Raw genomic sequence first — 16,283 nt, 5'->3', positions numbered from 1 at the left:
CCATGAATGTTTTGCAGATTGTCATCCTGGCCGTCATCCAGGGCATCGCCGAGCTTTTGCCCGTCTCGAGCTCTGCCCATGTCATCACCGCCGAAAAACTGATGGGGCTCGACCCCACCAGCCCAGAGATGACCTTGCTACTCGTCATGCTGCACACCGGCACCATGTTCGCGGTGATCGTCTATTTCTGGACGGCTTGGAAGCAGGCCTATTTCTCGTCGAAGCAGGCGCTGAGCCGCACCGTTGTCCAACTGGCCGTCGCGACTGTCGCAACCGGCATCGTGGGGCTTGGCTTGCAAGCCGTGATCAAACACCAGTTCGCGACCAATCCCTCGACCTTCGAGATCGAGCACCTGTTCGGCAACAGCCGTTTGATGGCCGCGGCGCTGGCCGCCGCCGGCCTGTTGATCATCGTGTCGTCGCGAATTCGCGAGGGCACCCAGCCTCTGTCGACGGGGCGAGCCCTGATCATCGGCGCTGTGCAGGGGTTGTGCCTGCCGTTTCGTGGCTTCTCGCGCTCGGGTGCAACGATCTCCACCGGGCTCGTTTGCGGCGTTGCGCGCAACCGTGCCGAAGAATTCAGCTTTGCCCTCGCGGTGGTGCTGACCCCGGCCGTGATCGTGAAGGAAGTCCTGCGCATCGTCCATGCCAACGCCGCGATGCCTGCCGGCCAGGCGCAACAGACGATGAGCTGGATTGGGCCGAGTCTGCTTGGCGCGGCCTTCAGCTTTCTCGCCGGTCTCGTCGCGCTGCGTTGGCTTTCACGCTGGCTGCAGACCGATCGCTGGCACTTCTTTGGTGGCTATTGCCTTGTGGCTGCCGCATTCGTCTTCTGGTTGGGCAACTGAGCTCATCGAGCCCGCGCCTCGCAGCCGGCCGTGACGTGAGCGCGAGCAACGAAACAGATCGGCATCGCTACCTCCAGCCCCCGGAGCATTCGGTCGACGCGAAACTTCAGTCGAAAGTCTTCGCGTCGGCCAGCAGCGGTGCGGCGACGTCCTTGGTGGACAGCTGCGGCGTAATATCGTCCAGCGGCCAAGCCACGCCGATGCTGGGGTCGTCCCAGCGCACGGCGCCTTCGCATTCGGGCGCATAGCGGCCGCTGGTCTTGTAGAGGAAGTCGGCGGTCTCGCTGACGACGACGAAGCCGTGTGCGAAGCCCGGAGGAATCCACATCTGGCGCTGGTTCTCGGCAGACAGCTCGAAGCCGACCCAGCGCCCGAAATTCGGGCTGGAGCGGCGCATGTCCACGGCGACATCGAAGACGGCGCCGGACACGCAGCGCACCAGCTTGCCCTGCGCATGCGGGGCCAACTGGTAGTGCAGGCCGCGCAGCACGCCGCGCGACGAGCGCGAATGGTTGTCCTGCACGAAATGAACTTCGTGGCCGAGCGCGTCGTTGAAGCGCGCCTCGTTCCAGCTTTCCATGAAGAAGCCGCGAGCGTCGCCGAAGACCTTGGGTTGGATCAGCAGGACTTCGGGCAGGGCGGTGGGTGTGACTTGCATCGGGATCAGAAGGCTTTTTCGGTCAGCAGCTTGAGCAGGTATTGGCCGTAGCCGTTCTTGATCAGCGGCCGGGCCAGGTCCTCGAGCTGGCCGGCGTCGATCCAGCCGGATCGGAAGGCGATTTCCTCAGGGCAGGCCACCTTCAGGCCCTGGCGCTTTTCAAGCGTTGCGATGAACTGGCCGGCCTCCAGCAGGCTGTCGTGCGTACCGGTGTCCAGCCAGGCATAGCCGCGGCCCATGATCTCGACGTTGAGCTGGCCCTGGCGCAGGTACTGGGCATTGACGTCGGTGATCTCCAGCTCGCCGCGCGCGCTGGGCTTGATGCTGGCCGCGATGTCGCAGACCTGCTCGTCGTAGAAGTACAGGCCCGTGACGGCGTAGTTGCTCTTCGGAACCTTGGGCTTCTCTTCGATGGACAACGCGCGCTGGGCCGCGTCGAACTCGACGACGCCATAGCGCTCCGGGTCATGCACGTGATAGGCGAAGACGCTGGCGCCGCCATCGCGGCCGGTGGCATTGCCGAGCAGGCCGGCGAAATCGTGGCCGTAGAAGATGTTGTCGCCGAGCACGAGGGCGCTGGGCGAGTCATCAACGAAGTTGCGGCCGAGGATGAAGGCCTGGGCCAGGCCGTCGGGGCTGGGTTGCACGCAGTAGCTGATGTTCAGGCCCCAGCGCGAGCCGTCGCCGAACAGGGCCTCGAAGCGCGGCGTGTCCTGCGGCGTGCTGATCAAGAGGATGTCGCGGATGCCCGCGAGCATCAGCGTGCTCAGCGGGTAATAGACCATGGGCTTGTCGTAGACCGGCAGCAGCTGCTTGCTGACCGCGAGAGTCGCCGGATGCAGCCGCGTGCCGGAGCCTCCGGCGAGGATGATGCCCTTGCGGTTCTTCATGGAAGGTCTTTCAGAGGATTTCGTTCAGCATGCGCTCGACGCCCTGCTGCCAGTGCGGCAGCGTCAGGCCGAAGCGCTGCTGCAGCTTGGCGGTGGACAGGCGTGAGTTCAGCGGGCGTCGGGCCGGCGTCGGGTAGTCGCTGGTCGGGATGGCGAGGATCTGGTCCGGCGCGACCTTCAGAGGCTTACCGCGCTGGCGTGCGAACTCGATGACGAAGCAGGCATAGGCATGCCAGCTCGTCTCGCCGCCGGCCACCGCGTGATAGGTGCCGGTCAGCGCCGGGTTCACGCGTGCGGCGCGCAGCATGTGCACGGACAGGTCGGCCAGCAGGTCGGCGCCGGTCGGTGCACCGATCTGGTCGGCAATGACCTTGAGCTGCTCGCGCTCGGCGGCCAGGCGCAGCATGGTCTTGGCGAAGTTGCCGCCGCGCGCCGCATAGACCCAGCTGGTGCGCAGGATCAGGTGCTGGCAGCCACTGGCGCGGATCGCGTCCTCGCCTTCGGCCTTGGTGCTGCCGTAGACGCTCAGCGGCGCGATGGCGGCTTCTTCGTCGCGCGGGCGGTCGCCGCTGCCGTCGAAGACGTAATCGGTCGAGTAGTGCAGCAGCAGCGCGCCGGTGCGGCGGGCCTCGATGGACAGCAGGGCGGGCGCGCGGGCATTGATGGCGCGGGCCAGCTCGGGCTCGCTCTCGGCCTTGTCGACGGCCGTGTAGGCCGCGGCATTGACGATGACCTGGGGCGCCACCGCCTGTACGGCCGCCAGCAGGGCCTCGCCGTTGGCGAGGTCGCCGCCCTGACGGCGGTCCAGCGTGACGACCTCACCGGCGACGGCCAGCGAGCGCTGCAGCTCCCAGCCGACCTGGCCGCCGGGGCCCAGAAGAAGAATCTTCATCGCTTCAGCTGTATTGCTTGGCGACCCAGTCGCGGTAGGCGCCGCTCTGCACGCGCGCAGCCCAGTCGGGGTGGTTGAGGTACCACTGCACCGTCTTGCGGATGCCGGTCTCGAAGGTCTCGGCGGGGCGCCAGCCGAGTTCGCGCTCGATCTTGCGTGCGTCGATGGCGTAGCGGCGGTCGTGTCCCGGGCGGTCCTTCACATAGGTGATCAGGCGGGCGTAGGAGCCTTCGGGCGCAGGGCGGAGTTCGTCGAGCAGTGCGCAGACCGTCTTGACGATGTCGATGTTGGCCTTCTCGTTCCAGCCGCCGATGTTGTAGGTCTCGCCGGGCCTGCCGCCGGCCAGCACGGCGCGGATGCCGCTGCAGTGGTCGGTGACGTAGAGCCAGTCGCGGATCTGCTGGCCGTCGCCATAGACAGGCAGGGGCTTGCCGGCGAGCGCGTTGACGATCATCAGCGGGATCAGCTTCTCCGGGAAGTGATAGGGCCCGTAGTTGTTCGAGCAGTTGGTCGTGACGACCGGCAGGCCGTAGGTGTGGTGCCAGGCGCGCACGAGGTGGTCGCTGGCGGCCTTGCTGGCCGAGTAGGGGCTATTGGGCTCGTAGGGGTTGGTCTCGGCGAAGGGCGGGTCCGAGGGCTTGAGCGAGCCGTAGACCTCGTCGGTCGAGACATGGTGGAAGCGAAAGGCTGCCTTGGCCTCGCCCTCGAGCGCGCTCCAGTAGGCCCGCGCCGCCTCGAGCAGCGTGAACGTGCCCTCGACATTCGTCTTCATGAAGGCGCCGGGGCCATGGATGGAGCGGTCCACATGGCTCTCGGCCGCGAAGTGCACGATGGCGCGTGGCTTGCGCGTGGCGAGCAGACTGTCGACCAGGGCGCGATCGCAGATGTCGCCCTTCACGAAGACGTGGCGTGAGTCGCCATCCAGGCTGCCGAGGTTTTCCAGATTGCCGGCGTAGGTCAGCGCATCGAGGTTGACGACGGTTTCGTCGGACTGGCGCAGCCAGTCCAGCACGAAGTTGCTGCCGATGAAGCCGGCGCCGCCGGTTACAAGAATGGTCATGGAGACGTGTCTGCTGTTATTTCTCGCGATTGTCGCCGCCTGGGCCTTCCCAAGCGGCACCCTTGGCAAGCCGAAGCCGGTAGGCGGTCATGCCCTGCCGTAGGTATCTTCGAAGCGGACGATGTCGTCCTCGCCGAGGTAGGAGCCCGACTGGACCTCGATGATCTCCAGCGGCACTTTGCCCGGGTTGGCGAGGCGGTGGGTCTGGCCCAGCGGGATATAGGTGCTCTGGTTCTCGGTCAGCAGGATGGTCTTGTCGCCGTTGACGATCTCGGCCGTGCCGCTGACGACGATCCAGTGCTCCGCGCGGTGGTGGTGCATCTGCAGGCTCAGCGCCGCGCCCGGCTTGACCATGATGCGCTTGACCTGGAAGCGCTCGCCATGGTCGATGCTGTCATACCAGCCCCAGGGCCGGTGCACCTTGCGGTGCAGCGCATGCTCGCCGCGCTGTTCGGCGCCGAGGCGGTTGACGATCTGCTTGACCTCCTGGCTGCGCGAGCGGTCGCTGACCAGCACGGCATCGGGCGTCTCGACGACCACGATGTCGGTCAGGCCGACGACGCCGACCAGGCGGCTGGTGGCGTGGACCAGGGTGTTGCGGCTGTCGGCGATCAGTGCGTCGCCGACGAAGGCGTTGCCGGCCTCGTCCTTGTCCGCGACCTGCCAGACGGCCTCCCAGGCGCCGAGGTCGTTCCAGCCGGCGTCCAGCGCCACCATGCGCAGCGGGATGTCGGTGCCAGGGCAGCGCTCCATGACGGCGTAGTCCACCGATTCGCTCGGCACGGCGGCGAACTCGGCCTTGCCCGGGCGCACGAACTTGGCGTCCGTCTTGCGCGCGACCCAGGCTGCGCGGGTGGCCGCGGCGATGTCGGGGCGGAAGCGCTCCAGGGCCTTCACCCACACGCTGGCGCGCAGCACGAACATGCCGCTGTTCCAGTAGTAGCCGCCTTCGGCCAGGTAGCGCTGCGCGGTCTCGAGGTCGGGCTTCTCGACGAACTGGGCCACGGCCAGGCCGGCGGCGTCGGCCGTCGTGCGGATATAGCCGTAGCCGGTCTCGGGCCGGTCGGGAGTGATGCCGAGGATGGCGATTGCGCCTTCGGCCGCGATGCGCACGGCTTGCTGCAGCGCGGCCGTGAACGCGGCGGCGTCGGTGACGGTCTGGTCGGCCGGTGTGACGACGAGGACGGGGTCGGCACCGTCCTCCAGTGCGGCCAGCGCGGCCAGCGTCAGCGCCGGCGCGGTGTTGCGGCCCATCGGTTCCAGCAGCACGCTGCTGGGCTCGAGCCTGACCTCGCGGAGCTGGTCCAGCACGAGGAAGCGGTGCTCGTCATTGCCGACGATGCAGGGGGCGCCGAGCTCGAACTCGGGCGAAGCCAGGGCCGCGAGGCGGCGGGCGGCGAGCTGGAACAGGCTCTCGTTGCCGGACAGCACGAGGAACTGCTTGGGATAGCCGGCCCGCGACAGCGGCCACAGCCGCGTGCCGGAGCCGCCGGCCATGATGACGGGCAGGACGGGGATCTTGTTGGATGACATGGCGTGTAGTTCTTTTCAGTTGAAGCCGTGAGGATTGAGTTGCTGCCAGCGCCAGCTGTCCTCGCACATGCGGGCGAGATCGAGCCTGGCCTCCCAGCCGAGCAGTTCGCGCGCCAGCGCCGGGTCGGCAAAGCAGGCCGCCACGTCGCCGGGGCGGCGTGCGACGAGTTCATAGGGCACGTTGCGGCCGCTGGCCGCTTCGTAGGCGCGCACGAGCTCGAGCACACTGTAGCCGCGGCCCGTGCCGAGGTTGACCGTCAGCGAGCCGGGCGTGTCGAGGAGGCGGCGCAGGGCCGCGACATGGCCCTCGGCGAGGTCGGTCACATGGATGTAGTCGCGCACGCCGGTGCCGTCGGGCGTCGGATAGTCGCTGCCGAAGACCGACAGCTTGTCGCGCCGGCCCACGGCCACCTGGGCGACGTAGGGCATCAGGTTGTTGGGCGTGCCGCGCGGGTCCTCGCCGATGCGCCCGCTCTCGTGCGCACCGACCGGGTTGAAGTAGCGCAGGCACGCGGTCTGCCAGGCCGGATCGGCAACGCCCAGGTCGCGCAGGATCTGCTCACCCATCAGCTTGGTCGCACCATAGGGGTTGGTGGCCGAGGTCGGCGCGTCCTCGCGCAGGGGCAGCTGTTCCGGTGCGCCGTAGACGGTGGCGCTGGAGCTGAAGACCATGCGCAGGCAGCCGTGGCGCTTCATCGCCTCGCAGGTGTTGACGAGGCCGCCGAGGTTGTTGCGGTAATAGGCCAGCGGCTGGCTGACCGATTCGCCGACCGCCTTGTAGGCCGCGAAATGCACGACGGCGGCCGGCCGGTAGCTGACGAAGACCTCGTCCAGCATCGCCGAGTCGCAGACGTCGGCGCGCTCGAATTCGATCGGGGCCGAGGCCAGTTCGGCCAGGCGCTCCAGCACCACGGGCGAGCTGTTGGCGAAGTTGTCGACGCCGACGACGCGGTAGCCGGCCCGTTGCAGGGCCAGCCAGGTGTGCGAGGCGATATAGCCGGCTGCGCCGGTGAGCAGGACGGTGGTCATCGGAACTCCGATCAGTACAGGATGGCCTGGCCGGTGCAGCCGAAGCTGCTGGCGCGGTAGACGTATTGCGGCACGCTGCTGTCGCGGCTTGCATGGTCGTACTGGCAGCCCAGGCTGAAGCTGCGCGAGAAGGCCCAGCGCAGGCCGAGGTTGTAGAACTGATTGTTCTCGAAGGTGTCGAACACGTTGACGCCAGGGTTGCCGGAGCGGTGGTTGCGATTGGCGCTGGCGCTGGCGTTGAGGCTGAGCTTGCCGGACAGCGCATAGCTGCCGCCCACCTGCCAGGTCGTGTAGAGGCGGTTCACGTCGGCCGCGCGGACCTGGCTTTCCTGTCCGGTGTCGCGCGAATACTGCAGGTTCAGCAGCATCTTGGCCGTCGCCTGCCAGTTCCAGCCGATGGCGCCCGTCGTGCCGCTGAAGCCGCTCAGCGCGTTGAGGCTGTTGCTGGTGCGGCTGCGGCTGATGCGCGTGTCCAGCGTGCTGCTGCCGCCGGTGCTCCAGCGCGTCGTGAAGTCCAGGTCATCGCGGGTGAAATCGTTGACGGCGCTGACGACGACGAGCTTGAGGGTCTGCGGATCGATGGTGACGCCCACCGGGTAGCGCGGGTACTGCCCCTTGGTGTGGCGGCCGACCAGGCCCAGCCGGACATTGCCGGCCGGCGTCGCGTACAGGCCGAGCGAGGCCGTGTTCTGGTGGAACTCGAAGCGGTCGTACTCCTCGGCGCTGAAGTCGCGCCGGCGGTAGGCCCAGCCGGCCTCGATGCTGTAGCGCGTGGCCAGGCCGAGCCGGGCGACGGCGTCGTAGGCGTCGTTGCTTTCGGTGTTCTTCTTGAAGATGGGGTCGATGCCGCTGCCGATGTTGAAGTCGGCCAGGGAGCGGTCCGACTTGGCGCTCAGAGTTCCGGACAGGTCGCCGACGGTCTGCCAGTCCAGCGCCGCGCTCAGCGAGTGGGATTGGTTGTTCAGCGTGCTGTTGGTGCGGTAGCGGTTGTCCTGCAGCGAGCCGTCTACCTTCAGGTGCTGACGACCGAAGCGATGGTCGATGCCACCAAGCACCCCGGCGCTGACGACGGTGTCGCTGTTGGTCGCGTCCGACTGGCGGTAGATGTTGGAGACATGCGAGACGCCCAGCGAGCCGCCGACGTAGAAGGGTGCCGAATCGTCCGTCTGGGCCTGCGCCGGCTGGGACAGGGCTGCGGCGGCGGTCAGGGCGGCCAGCAGGGTCCGGCGCGGGAAGAAGCAGGGGGGCTTAATAGGCATGTCGGTCGAACACCACCAGCCGCACGGTGCGCAGGATGATTTGCAAATCCAGGGCCAGCGACCAGTTGCGCAGGTATTCGAGATCGTATTCGACACGCGCCTTCATCTTGTCGATGGTGTCGGTCTCGCCGCGCAGGCCGTTGACCTGGGCCCAGCCGGTGATGCCGGGCTTGACCTTGTGCCTCACCATATAGGCCTTGATGAGCTTGCGGTATTCCTCGTTGTGGGCGACCGCATGCGGGCGCGGGCCCACGATGCTCATGCGGCCCTGCAAAACGTTGATGAATTGCGGCAACTCGTCCAGCGAGGTGCGGCGGATGAAGGCGCCGAAGCGCGTGATGCGCGGGTCGTCCTTGGTGGCCTGCTTGACGACATGGCCGTTGTCCAGCGCGCGCATCGAGCGGAACTTGTAGACGATGATCTCGTCGCCATCCAGGCCGTTGCGGCGCTGCTTGAAGATGACAGGGCCGGGCGAGCTGAGCTTGACGCCCAGGCTGATGAGCAGCAGCAGCGGCGAGATCAGCACCAGGATCAGCGCGGCCAGCGCGATGTCGCTGATGCGCTTGACCAGCTGGTTGGTGCCGGTGAAGGGCGTCTCGCAGATGCCCACGACCGGCACGCCGGAGATGTCCTGCAGCCGGCCCTGGATGATGCTGATGCCGAACACGTCGGGCACGTAGAACAGCGAGGCGGTCGTGCCCTGCACCTGCTCCAGCAGCTCGACGATGCGCGGCTGCGAGCCCAGCGGCAGCGTGATGTAGACCTCGCGCACGCCCTTGTCGCGCACGAAGTCGCTGAGCTGGGCCAGCGTGCCCAGCAGCTCGGTGCCGGCGTCGGGGTGCAGGCGCTCGCGCCCGCGGTCGTCGAAATAGCCCATGCAGACGACGCCCTGGGTGTCGCGCAGCGCCCGTGCGACCTTGTGGCCCAGTGGCCCCGCGCCGACGACGACGGCCGTGCGCCGCGCGCCGGGGTCGCGCGCCCGCCACTGCTGGATACGCCGGCCCAGCGCGATCGCGGCGATCTGGATGACGGGCGTGATGAAGGCCCACCAGATCAGCACCTCGTCCTCGAAATAGTGCAGGCTGCTCGTCGCATAGCCGCACAGCAGCAGGATGCCGAGCAGCACCAGCCAGGACGACAGCACGTCCACCAGCGCGCTGGCCGGGTGGTCGTTGAAGCGATTGCGGCCCGGGAAGGTGAGGGCGAAGACCAGCAGGCACAGCGTCAGCGCCGGGCGCATGACGGGCTCGTCGAAATGCCCGTTCACGGCCAGGAAGGTCAGCACGATGATGCCGGGCTCGAGGAAGGCGGCAATCAGCGACTCGACCGACTGCGGTGCGCTGTAGAACGTCCTTTTGTAGCTGCGGTCCTCGAACATCGTGGCGATTTCTGGCCCCAGGGCGTCTCGCTTGGGGCATGGCGGGAAGGCGATCCGGGATTCTCACTCACCAAATTTGACAGCCGTACCTGCGTCGTCCCCTGTTCATGGTCCGCTGCCTACAATCTTGCGCATGTCTGCCCCCTGGCCCATGCCGCCCCTGCCCGCCCTCACGCCGTTGCTGATGCCGGCCCTGCAAGACCGCCTCGTGCTGCTGATCAACCACGTCGTGTCGCGCGAGCCCATCGCGGCCCGGCGCCTGCAGCCCCTGGCCGGGCGCGGCCTGGTCGTGCACCTGGCGGGCTGGCCGGGCCTGCTGCCCGCCGTGCCCGACCTGATGCTGGGCGTCACGCCTGCCGGCCTGTTCGAGCGCCTTGAGGCCGCCCCGGCCGGCAATGGCGGTCTGCGCATCGAGATCGACGCGTCCAACCCGGCCCGGCTGGCCCTGGGCGCGCTCAGCGGCGAGGCGCCGGGCGTCAACGTGCAGGGCGATGCCGGCTTCGCCGGCGAAATGCACTGGCTGATGGACAACCTGCGCTGGGACATCGAGGACGACCTCGCCGGCATCGTCGGCCCGCTGCCGGCCCGCCAACTGGCGCAGTTCGGCCGCGCACTGCGGCGCACCCTCTCCGGTCTTGCCCAGCGCATGCCCACGCCGTCCGGCAGCGCCGCATGAGGTTTGTCTCCCGGCTGCTCGTCATCCTGTGGACGGTCTGGCGCTTCGGCCTCGATGACCTGGCCCTGTCGGGCCTGCGCCGGCGCCGTTTCCAGCTGCTGAGGCGCCTCACCCGCTTCGGCCGCAGCTGGCAGGAGCCGCGCGGCGTGCGCCTGCGCCTGGCGCTTGAGCACCTCGGCCCCATCTTCGTCAAGTTCGGCCAGGTGCTGTCGACCCGGCGCGACCTGCTGCCCAACGATGTCGCGCTGGAGCTGGCCAAGCTGCAGGACCGCGTGCCGCCTTTCCCGGCCGCGCAGTCGCGCGAGATGATCGAGCGCGCCTTCGGCCGGCCGCTGGAGGAGCTGTTCGCCAGCTTCGACGCCGAGCCGGTGGCCAGCGCCAGCATCGCCCAGGTGCATTTCGCGACGCTGAAGGACGGCCGCGAGGTCGCCGTCAAGGTGCTGCGCCCCGGCATGCTCGACGTCATCGACGACGACCTGTCGCTGATGCGCCGCCTGGCCGTCTGGATCGAGCGCTTCTCGGCGGACGGCCGGCGCCTGAAGCCGCGCGAGGTCGTCGCCGAGTTCGACACCTATCTGCACGACGAGCTGGACCTCGTCCGCGAGGCGGCCAATGCGGCCCAGCTGCGCCGCAACATGGACGGCCTGGACCTGGTGCTCGTGCCCGAGATGCACTGGGAGCTGTGCAGCTCCGAGGTCATCGTCATGGAGCGCATGAAGGGCGTGCCGATCTCGCAGCGCGCCCGGCTCGAAGCCGCCGGCATCGACGTCAAGAAGCTGGCCCGCGACGGCGTGACGATCTTTTTCACCCAGGTCTTCCGCGACGGCTTTTTCCACGCCGACATGCACCCGGGCAATATCCAGGTCAGCGTCGAGCCCGGCACCTTCGGCCGCTATGTGGCGCTGGATTTCGGCATCATCGGCACGCTGACCGAGGTGGACAAGGACTATCTGGCGCAGAACTTCATCGCCTTCTTCCAACGCGACTACAAGCGCGTCGCCGAGCTGCACATCGCCTCCGGCTGGGTGCCGCCCGAGACCCGCGTCGATGCCCTCGAGAGCGCCGTGCGCGCCGTCTGCGAGCCCCACTTCGACCGGCCGCTGAAGGACATCTCGCTCGGCCAGGTGCTGATGCGTCTGTTCCAGACCTCGCGCCGCTTCAATGTCGAGATCCAGCCCCAGCTCGTGCTGCTGCAGAAGACCCTGCTCAACGTCGAGGGCCTGGGCCGCGAGCTCGACCCCGAGCTCGACCTCTGGGCCACGGCCAAGCCCTTCCTGGAGCGCTGGATGAACGAGCAGGTCGGCTGGCCGGCGCTGAACAAGCAGCTGATGAAGGAGGCGCCGCGCTTCGCCCAGCTCATCCCCGAGCTGCCGCGCCTGCTGCACGACGCGCTGAAGGCCCAGGCCGCCCGCGGCAGCGACGCCCAGCTGCGTGCCCTCGTGCAGGAGCTGCGCAGCACCAACCGCATGCTGTCGGGCCTGATCTGGGTGGGCATCGGTTTCGGGCTGGGCGTGCTGCTGGCCTGGCTTGCCGCTCGCTTTCTGGGCATAGGGCCCTAAGCTGTTCCGGTGACGGCGCCTTCATAATCCGCGCCACTTTTTTCGGCACCCCGCTCGTCTTGACGCCATGAACACCACGCTGATCGTTTTCGTCGTGCTCTACCTGCTCGGCACGCTGGGCATCGGCGTCTGGGCCGGCACGCGCATCAAGAACACCAGCGACTTCGCCGTCGCCGGGCGCAGCCTGCCGCTGATCATGGTCGTCACGACCACCTTCGCGACCTGGTTCGGCGCCGAGACGGTGATGGGCCTGCCGGCCAAGTTCGTGCAGGGGGGCCTGAACGCCGTCGTCGAGGATCCCTTCGGCGCCGGCCTGTGCCTGGTGCTGGTGGGCGCCTTCTTCGCCGCCCGGCTCTACCAGAAGAACCTGCTGACCATCGGCGACTTCTACCGCCAGCGCTTCGGCAAGGGCGTCGAGATCTTCTGCTCGCTGGCCATCATCCTGAGCTACCTCGGCTGGGTGGCCGCCCAGGTCACGGCGCTGGGCCTGGTCTTCAACATCCTGACGGACGGCGCGATGAGCCCGCAGACCGGCATGGTCGTCGGCCTGCTGGCCGTGCTGGTCTATGTCGTCATCGGCGGCTTCCTGGCCGTGGCCTGGACCGATTTCATCCAGATGATCGTGCTGGTCATCGGCCTGGGCATCATCGCGGTCTTCGCAGCCGACCTCGCCGGCGGTGCGGGCAAGGTGCTGGACCTGGCCAAGTCGCGCGACCTCGGCCGCTTCCTGCCCGAGCGCGGCTTCACGCAGCTTGCCATGTTCATCGGCTCGGGCCTGACGATGATGCTGGGCTCCATCCCGCAGCAGGACGTGTTCCAGCGCGTCATGTCCGCCAAGGATGCCAAGACCGCCCAGCGCGGCGCGATGATCGGCGGATTCAGCTACATCGCCTTCGCCTTCGTGCCGATGTTCATCGTGCTGGCCGCCGTGGCCGTCATGGGCGACAAGGCGCTGGAACTGGCGCAGAACGACTACCAGCGCGTGCTGCCCAGCTTCGTCATGGGCCATATGCCGCTGCTGATGCAGATCCTGTTCTTCGGCGCGCTGCTGTCGGCCATCAAGAGCACCTCGTCCGCCACGCTGCTGGCGCCGACGACCAGCTTCGTCGAGAACATCCTGAAGCAGATCCGCCCCGGGATGAGCGACAGGCAGCAGCTCGTCGCGATGCGGGTGACGCTGGTCATCTTCGCGTTCGCCGTGCTGGCCTATGCCATCGCGCTGCAGGGCACCTCCATCTACGACCTCGTCAGCGCGGCCTACCAGGTCACGCTGGTCGCCGCCTTCGTGCCGCTGGTCTTCGGCCTGTACTGGAGCCGGGCGACGACCCAGGGCGCCGTGTTCTCCATCTTCGCCGGCATCGCCGTCTGGGTGGCCTACTTCCCCCAGGTCACGACCTGGGGCGAGCTTTTCCCGGGCCAGCTGGCCGGCCTGCTGGCCGCGCTGGCGGGCATGGTCGTCGGCTCGCTGGTGCCGCAGCTGCTGACCAACCGGCACGAGCACGTCAGCCACCATCTACAGCCGCATCCCTGATCGCGGCCGTCATCCCTTAAAATCACGGGCTTTTCGCCTCTGACGAGCCCACGATGCCGATTTACGCCTACCGCTGCAGCGCCTGTGGCCATGCCAAGGACGTGCTGCAGAAGCTGTCCGACGCGCCGCTGACCACCTGTCCGGCCTGCGCAGCCGAGAGCTTTTCCAAGCAGATCACGGCAGCCGGCTTCCAGTTGAAGGGCTCGGGCTGGTACGCGACCGACTTCAAGGGCGGCAGCAGCTCGGCCCCGGCGCCTGCCGCCGCACCCGCCGAGGCACCCAAGGCCGAAGCGGCCGGCGCCTCGTCGTCCTCCACCCCCTGCGGCGGCTCCTGCGCCTGCCACTGAACGGGATCCCGTGGGCGCATCGCTTCGCAAATACCTCGTCGCCGGCCTGCTGGTCTGGCTGCCTCTGGCCATCACCGTCTGGGTGCTGACGGGGGCGCTGGATGTCATCAACGGCGTCTTCGGCTCCCTGCTGGCGGCGCTGGCCCTGGTCGTGCCGGCCTCGCTGCGCGAGGGGCTGCTGGAGCTGCGCCATGTGCCCGGCCTGGGCCTCGTCATCCTGGCCGGCGGCCTGCTGGCCACGGGCGTCTTCGTCGCCAACATCTTCGGCCAGTGGCTGCTGACGCAGTGGGACCGGCTGATGTCCCACATCCCCATCGTCAAGAGCATCTACAGCTCGGTCAAGCAGGTGTCGGACACGCTGTTCTCCAGCAGCGGCAACGCCTTCCGCGAGGCCGTGCTGGTGCAATACCCGCGCGCCGGCTCGTGGACCATCGCCTTCGTCACCGGCACGCCCAGCGGCGAGGTGGCCTGCCACCTGGACGGCGAGCACACCAGCGTCTATGTGCCGACGACGCCCAACCCGACCTCGGGCTTCTTCCTCATCGTGCCGACGGCCGACATCAAGCCGCTGCAGATGTCGGTGGACGAGGCGCTGAAGTACATCATCTCGATGGGCACGGTGGCGCCACAGGTCCATGCCGATGCCAGCCCCTGCGCGCCCGCTGGCGACGCGCAGCGAAACCAGTAGGGTTGGGCGCCCCGGCCGGCGTCCAATCCTGAGAGCCGAGCGAGCTCATCAGCGCCTCCTCAAGAACACCCGCAAAGAATTCCGGAGAACCCCATGCGTACCTGCTATGCCGGCCAAGTCAGCGAAAAGCTGCTCGACCAGACCGTGACCCTGATGGGCTGGGCCCATCGCCGCCGCGACCACGGCGGCGTCATCTTCATCGACCTGCGCGACCGCGAAGGCCTCGTCCAGGTCGTCTGCGACCCCGACCGCGCCGAGATGTTCAAGGTGGCGGAAGAAGTCCGCAACGAGTTCTGCCTGAAGATCGTCGGCAAGGTGCGTGCGCGCCCGGCCGGCACCGAGAACGCCAACCTCGTGTCCGGCAAGATCGAGATCCTCTGCCACGAGATCGAGGTGCTGAACCCGTCGGTGACGCCGCCCTTCCAGCTCGACGACGACAATCTGTCCGAGACGACCCGCCTCACGCACCGCGTGCTGGACCTGCGCCGCCCCTACATGCAGAACAACCTGATGCTGCGCTACCGCGTCGCGATGGAAGTCCGCAAGTTCCTGGACGAGCATGGCTTCGTCGACATCGAGACGCCGATGCTGACGAAGAGCACGCCCGAGGGCGCGCGCGACTACCTGGTGCCCAGCCGCGTGCACGACGGCCACTTCTTCGCGCTGCCGCAGTCGCCCCAGCTGTTCAAGCAGCTGCTGATGGTCGCGGGCTTCGACCGCTACTACCAGATCACCAAGTGCTTCCGCGACGAAGACCTGCGCGCCGACCGCCAGCCCGAGTTCACGCAAATCGATATCGAGACCAGCTTCCTGACTGAGGAAGAGATCCGCTCGATGTTCGAGGGCATGATCCGCCACGTCTTCCGCAAGGCGCTGAACGTCGAACTGGGCGACTACCCGGTCATGAAGTACGCGGAGGCCATGCACCGCTACGGCTCCGACAAGCCCGACCTGCGCATCAAGCTCGAGTTCACCGAGCTGACCGATGCGATGACGACGGTGGACTTCAAGGTCTTCTCCGGCCCGGCCACGACGCCGGGCGGCCGGGTCGTCGCGCTGCGCGTGCCCAAGGGCGCAGCCATGAGCCGCGGCGAGATCGACGCCTATACCGAGTTCGTCAAGATCTATGGTGCCAAGGGCCTGGCCTGGGTCAAGGTCAACGAAGTGGCCAAGGGCCGCGAAGGCCTGCAGTCGCCCATCGTCAAGAACCTGCACGACGAGGCCGTCGCCGAGATCCTGAAGCGCACCGGCGCCCAGGACGGCGACCTGCTGTTCTTCGGCGCGGACAAGGCCAAGGTCGTCAACGACGCGATCGGCGCGCTGCGCCTGAAGGTCGGCCACAGCGACTTCGGCAAGGCCAACGGCCTGTTCGAGGACCGCTGGGCGCCGCTGTGGGTCGTGGACTTCCCGATGTTCGAGCATGACGAGGAGAACAACCGCTGGGCGGCCGTTCACCACCCGTTCACGGCGCCCAAGGACGGTCACGAGGACCTGATGGTCAGCGACCCGGGCAAGTGCATCGCCAAGGCCTACGACATGGTGCTCAACGGCTGGGAACTGGGCGGCGGCTCGGTGCGTATCCACCGCGCCGAGGTGCAGGCCAAGGTCTTCGAGGCGCTGAACATCAGTGCCGAAGACCAGCGCATCAAGTTCGGCTTCCTGCTGGACGCGCTGCAGTACGGCGCCCCCCCGCACGGTGGCCTGGCCTTCGGCCTGGACCGCATCGTCACGATGATGACCAAGGCCGAGTCCATCCGCGACGTGATCGCCTTCCCCAAGACCCAGCGCGCCCAGTGCCTGCTGACCGGCGCGCCCTCCCTGGTCGACGAGAAGCAGCTGCGCGAACTGCACATCCGCCTGCGCAACGCGACGCCGGCCGCCTGAGCGTTCCGGCCTCGATCAAGCCCCGCCACGGCGGGGCTTTTTCACATCTGC

General features: G+C 67.7%; 15 protein-coding genes. 7 read left to right on the top strand and 8 right to left on the bottom strand.

Annotated elements, in window-relative coordinates; genetic code table 11:
* The first annotated feature begins 2 nt into the window (after positions 1-2).
* Positions 3-848 carry an undecaprenyl-diphosphate phosphatase gene (locus EV671_RS16245; protein WP_132573598.1) on the top strand — a complete coding sequence of 282 codons (846 nt, stop codon included), beginning with the start codon at positions 3-5 and terminating at the stop codon, positions 846-848.
* Between the two features lie 106 nt (positions 849-954).
* On the opposite strand, the gene rfbC is transcribed toward EV671_RS16245, so the two are convergent.
* The 8 genes from rfbC to EV671_RS16205 form a co-directional block, all read right to left on the bottom strand.
* Complete coding sequence (rfbC, locus tag EV671_RS16240; RefSeq protein WP_132573596.1) at positions 955-1,506, bottom strand: dTDP-4-dehydrorhamnose 3,5-epimerase; 552 nt, start codon at positions 1,504-1,506, stop codon at positions 955-957.
* 5 nt (positions 1,507-1,511) lie between these two features.
* Positions 1,512-2,396 (bottom strand): glucose-1-phosphate thymidylyltransferase RfbA, encoded by an 885-nt coding sequence (gene rfbA / locus EV671_RS16235; RefSeq protein WP_132573594.1) that lies wholly within the window; start codon positions 2,394-2,396, stop codon positions 1,512-1,514.
* 10 nt (positions 2,397-2,406) lie between these two features.
* The gene (gene rfbD, locus EV671_RS16230; protein ID WP_132573592.1) at positions 2,407-3,288 is read right to left on the bottom strand and encodes a dTDP-4-dehydrorhamnose reductase; all 882 of its coding nucleotides are present in this window, start codon (positions 3,286-3,288) and stop codon (positions 2,407-2,409) included.
* A gap of 4 nt (positions 3,289-3,292) precedes the next feature.
* Entirely contained in the window at positions 3,293-4,348 is a 1,056-nt protein-coding gene (rfbB, locus tag EV671_RS16225) for a dTDP-glucose 4,6-dehydratase (protein ID WP_132573590.1), read from the bottom strand.
* Between the two features lie 87 nt (positions 4,349-4,435).
* Positions 4,436-5,881 carry a mannose-1-phosphate guanylyltransferase/mannose-6-phosphate isomerase gene (locus EV671_RS16220; protein ID WP_243655765.1) on the bottom strand — a complete coding sequence of 482 codons (1,446 nt, stop codon included), beginning with the start codon at positions 5,879-5,881 and terminating at the stop codon, positions 4,436-4,438.
* Between the two features lie 15 nt (positions 5,882-5,896).
* Positions 5,897-6,910: a UDP-glucose 4-epimerase GalE gene (gene galE / locus EV671_RS16215; protein WP_132573588.1), complete on the bottom strand. Its 1,014-nt coding sequence runs from the start codon at positions 6,908-6,910 to the stop codon at positions 5,897-5,899.
* 11 nt (positions 6,911-6,921) lie between these two features.
* Positions 6,922-8,169, bottom strand: coding sequence for a porin family protein (locus EV671_RS16210; protein WP_132573586.1), 1,248 nt, complete (start codon positions 8,167-8,169; stop codon positions 6,922-6,924).
* A complete protein-coding gene (locus EV671_RS16205; protein WP_207911178.1) occupies positions 8,159-9,547 on the bottom strand; it encodes an undecaprenyl-phosphate glucose phosphotransferase in 1,389 nt (462 codons plus the stop codon). Before EV671_RS16205 ends, EV671_RS16210 begins: the two co-directional genes overlap by 11 nt.
* A 133-nt stretch (positions 9,548-9,680) precedes the next feature.
* On the opposite strand from EV671_RS16205, the gene EV671_RS16200 reads away from it, so the two are divergent.
* The 6 genes from EV671_RS16200 (at position 9,681) to aspS (ending at position 16,232) form a co-directional block, all read left to right on the top strand.
* Positions 9,681-10,223, top strand: coding sequence for a hypothetical protein (locus EV671_RS16200; RefSeq protein ID WP_132573584.1), 543 nt, complete (start codon positions 9,681-9,683; stop codon positions 10,221-10,223).
* Entirely contained in the window at positions 10,220-11,782 is a 1,563-nt protein-coding gene (gene ubiB / locus EV671_RS16195; RefSeq protein ID WP_132573582.1) for a ubiquinone biosynthesis regulatory protein kinase UbiB, read from the top strand. The genes EV671_RS16200 and ubiB overlap by 4 nt, the downstream gene beginning before the upstream one ends.
* Before the next feature lie 67 nt (positions 11,783-11,849).
* Positions 11,850-13,313, top strand: coding sequence for a high affinity choline transporter 1 (locus EV671_RS16190; protein WP_132573580.1), 1,464 nt, complete (start codon positions 11,850-11,852; stop codon positions 13,311-13,313).
* A 53-nt stretch (positions 13,314-13,366) separates the two neighbouring features.
* On the top strand, positions 13,367-13,660 hold the full coding sequence (locus EV671_RS16185) for an FmdB family zinc ribbon protein (RefSeq protein ID WP_132573579.1): 294 nt from the start codon (positions 13,367-13,369) through the stop codon (positions 13,658-13,660).
* Positions 13,661-13,670: 10 nt separating this feature from the next.
* The gene (locus tag EV671_RS16180) at positions 13,671-14,348 is read left to right on the top strand and encodes a DUF502 domain-containing protein (RefSeq protein WP_132573578.1); all 678 of its coding nucleotides are present in this window, start codon (positions 13,671-13,673) and stop codon (positions 14,346-14,348) included.
* Positions 14,349-14,441: 93 nt separating this feature from the next.
* On the top strand, positions 14,442-16,232 hold the full coding sequence (aspS, locus tag EV671_RS16175; RefSeq protein ID WP_132573577.1) for an aspartate--tRNA ligase: 1,791 nt from the start codon (positions 14,442-14,444) through the stop codon (positions 16,230-16,232).
* Positions 16,233-16,283: the final 51 nt, after the last annotated feature.

This window comes from Roseateles saccharophilus, from assembly GCF_004342485.1.
Classification (GTDB): domain Bacteria; phylum Pseudomonadota; class Gammaproteobacteria; order Burkholderiales; family Burkholderiaceae_C; genus Pelomonas; species Pelomonas saccharophila.
The sequence above is the reverse complement of the archived record's forward strand: the minus strand, read 5'-3'. Positions and strand labels throughout refer to the sequence as shown.

What these genes read in the sequence shown, in the direction of transcription:
- EV671_RS16245 (WP_132573598.1), top strand. Translation starts at nt 3, where the DNA reads ATGAATGTTTTGCAGATTGTCATCCTGGCCGTCATCCAGGGCATCGCC.
- rfbC (WP_132573596.1), bottom strand. Translation starts at nt 1,506, where the DNA reads ATGCAAGTCACACCCACCGCCCTGCCCGAAGTCCTGCTGATCCAACCC.
- rfbA (WP_132573594.1), bottom strand. Translation starts at nt 2,396, where the DNA reads ATGAAGAACCGCAAGGGCATCATCCTCGCCGGAGGCTCCGGCACGCGG.
- rfbD (WP_132573592.1), bottom strand. Translation starts at nt 3,288, where the DNA reads ATGAAGATTCTTCTTCTGGGCCCCGGCGGCCAGGTCGGCTGGGAGCTG.
- rfbB (WP_132573590.1), bottom strand. Translation starts at nt 4,348, where the DNA reads ATGACCATTCTTGTAACCGGCGGCGCCGGCTTCATCGGCAGCAACTTC.
- EV671_RS16220 (WP_243655765.1), bottom strand. Translation starts at nt 5,881, where the DNA reads ATGTCATCCAACAAGATCCCCGTCCTGCCCGTCATCATGGCCGGCGGC.
- galE (WP_132573588.1), bottom strand. Translation starts at nt 6,910, where the DNA reads ATGACCACCGTCCTGCTCACCGGCGCAGCCGGCTATATCGCCTCGCAC.
- EV671_RS16210 (WP_132573586.1), bottom strand. Translation starts at nt 8,169, where the DNA reads ATGCCTATTAAGCCCCCCTGCTTCTTCCCGCGCCGGACCCTGCTGGCC.
- EV671_RS16205 (WP_207911178.1), bottom strand. Translation starts at nt 9,547, where the DNA reads ATGTTCGAGGACCGCAGCTACAAAAGGACGTTCTACAGCGCACCGCAG.
- EV671_RS16200 (WP_132573584.1), top strand. Translation starts at nt 9,681, where the DNA reads ATGTCTGCCCCCTGGCCCATGCCGCCCCTGCCCGCCCTCACGCCGTTG.
- ubiB (WP_132573582.1), top strand. Translation starts at nt 10,220, where the DNA reads ATGAGGTTTGTCTCCCGGCTGCTCGTCATCCTGTGGACGGTCTGGCGC.
- EV671_RS16190 (WP_132573580.1), top strand. Translation starts at nt 11,850, where the DNA reads ATGAACACCACGCTGATCGTTTTCGTCGTGCTCTACCTGCTCGGCACG.
- EV671_RS16185 (WP_132573579.1), top strand. Translation starts at nt 13,367, where the DNA reads ATGCCGATTTACGCCTACCGCTGCAGCGCCTGTGGCCATGCCAAGGAC.
- aspS (WP_132573577.1), top strand. Translation starts at nt 14,442, where the DNA reads ATGCGTACCTGCTATGCCGGCCAAGTCAGCGAAAAGCTGCTCGACCAG.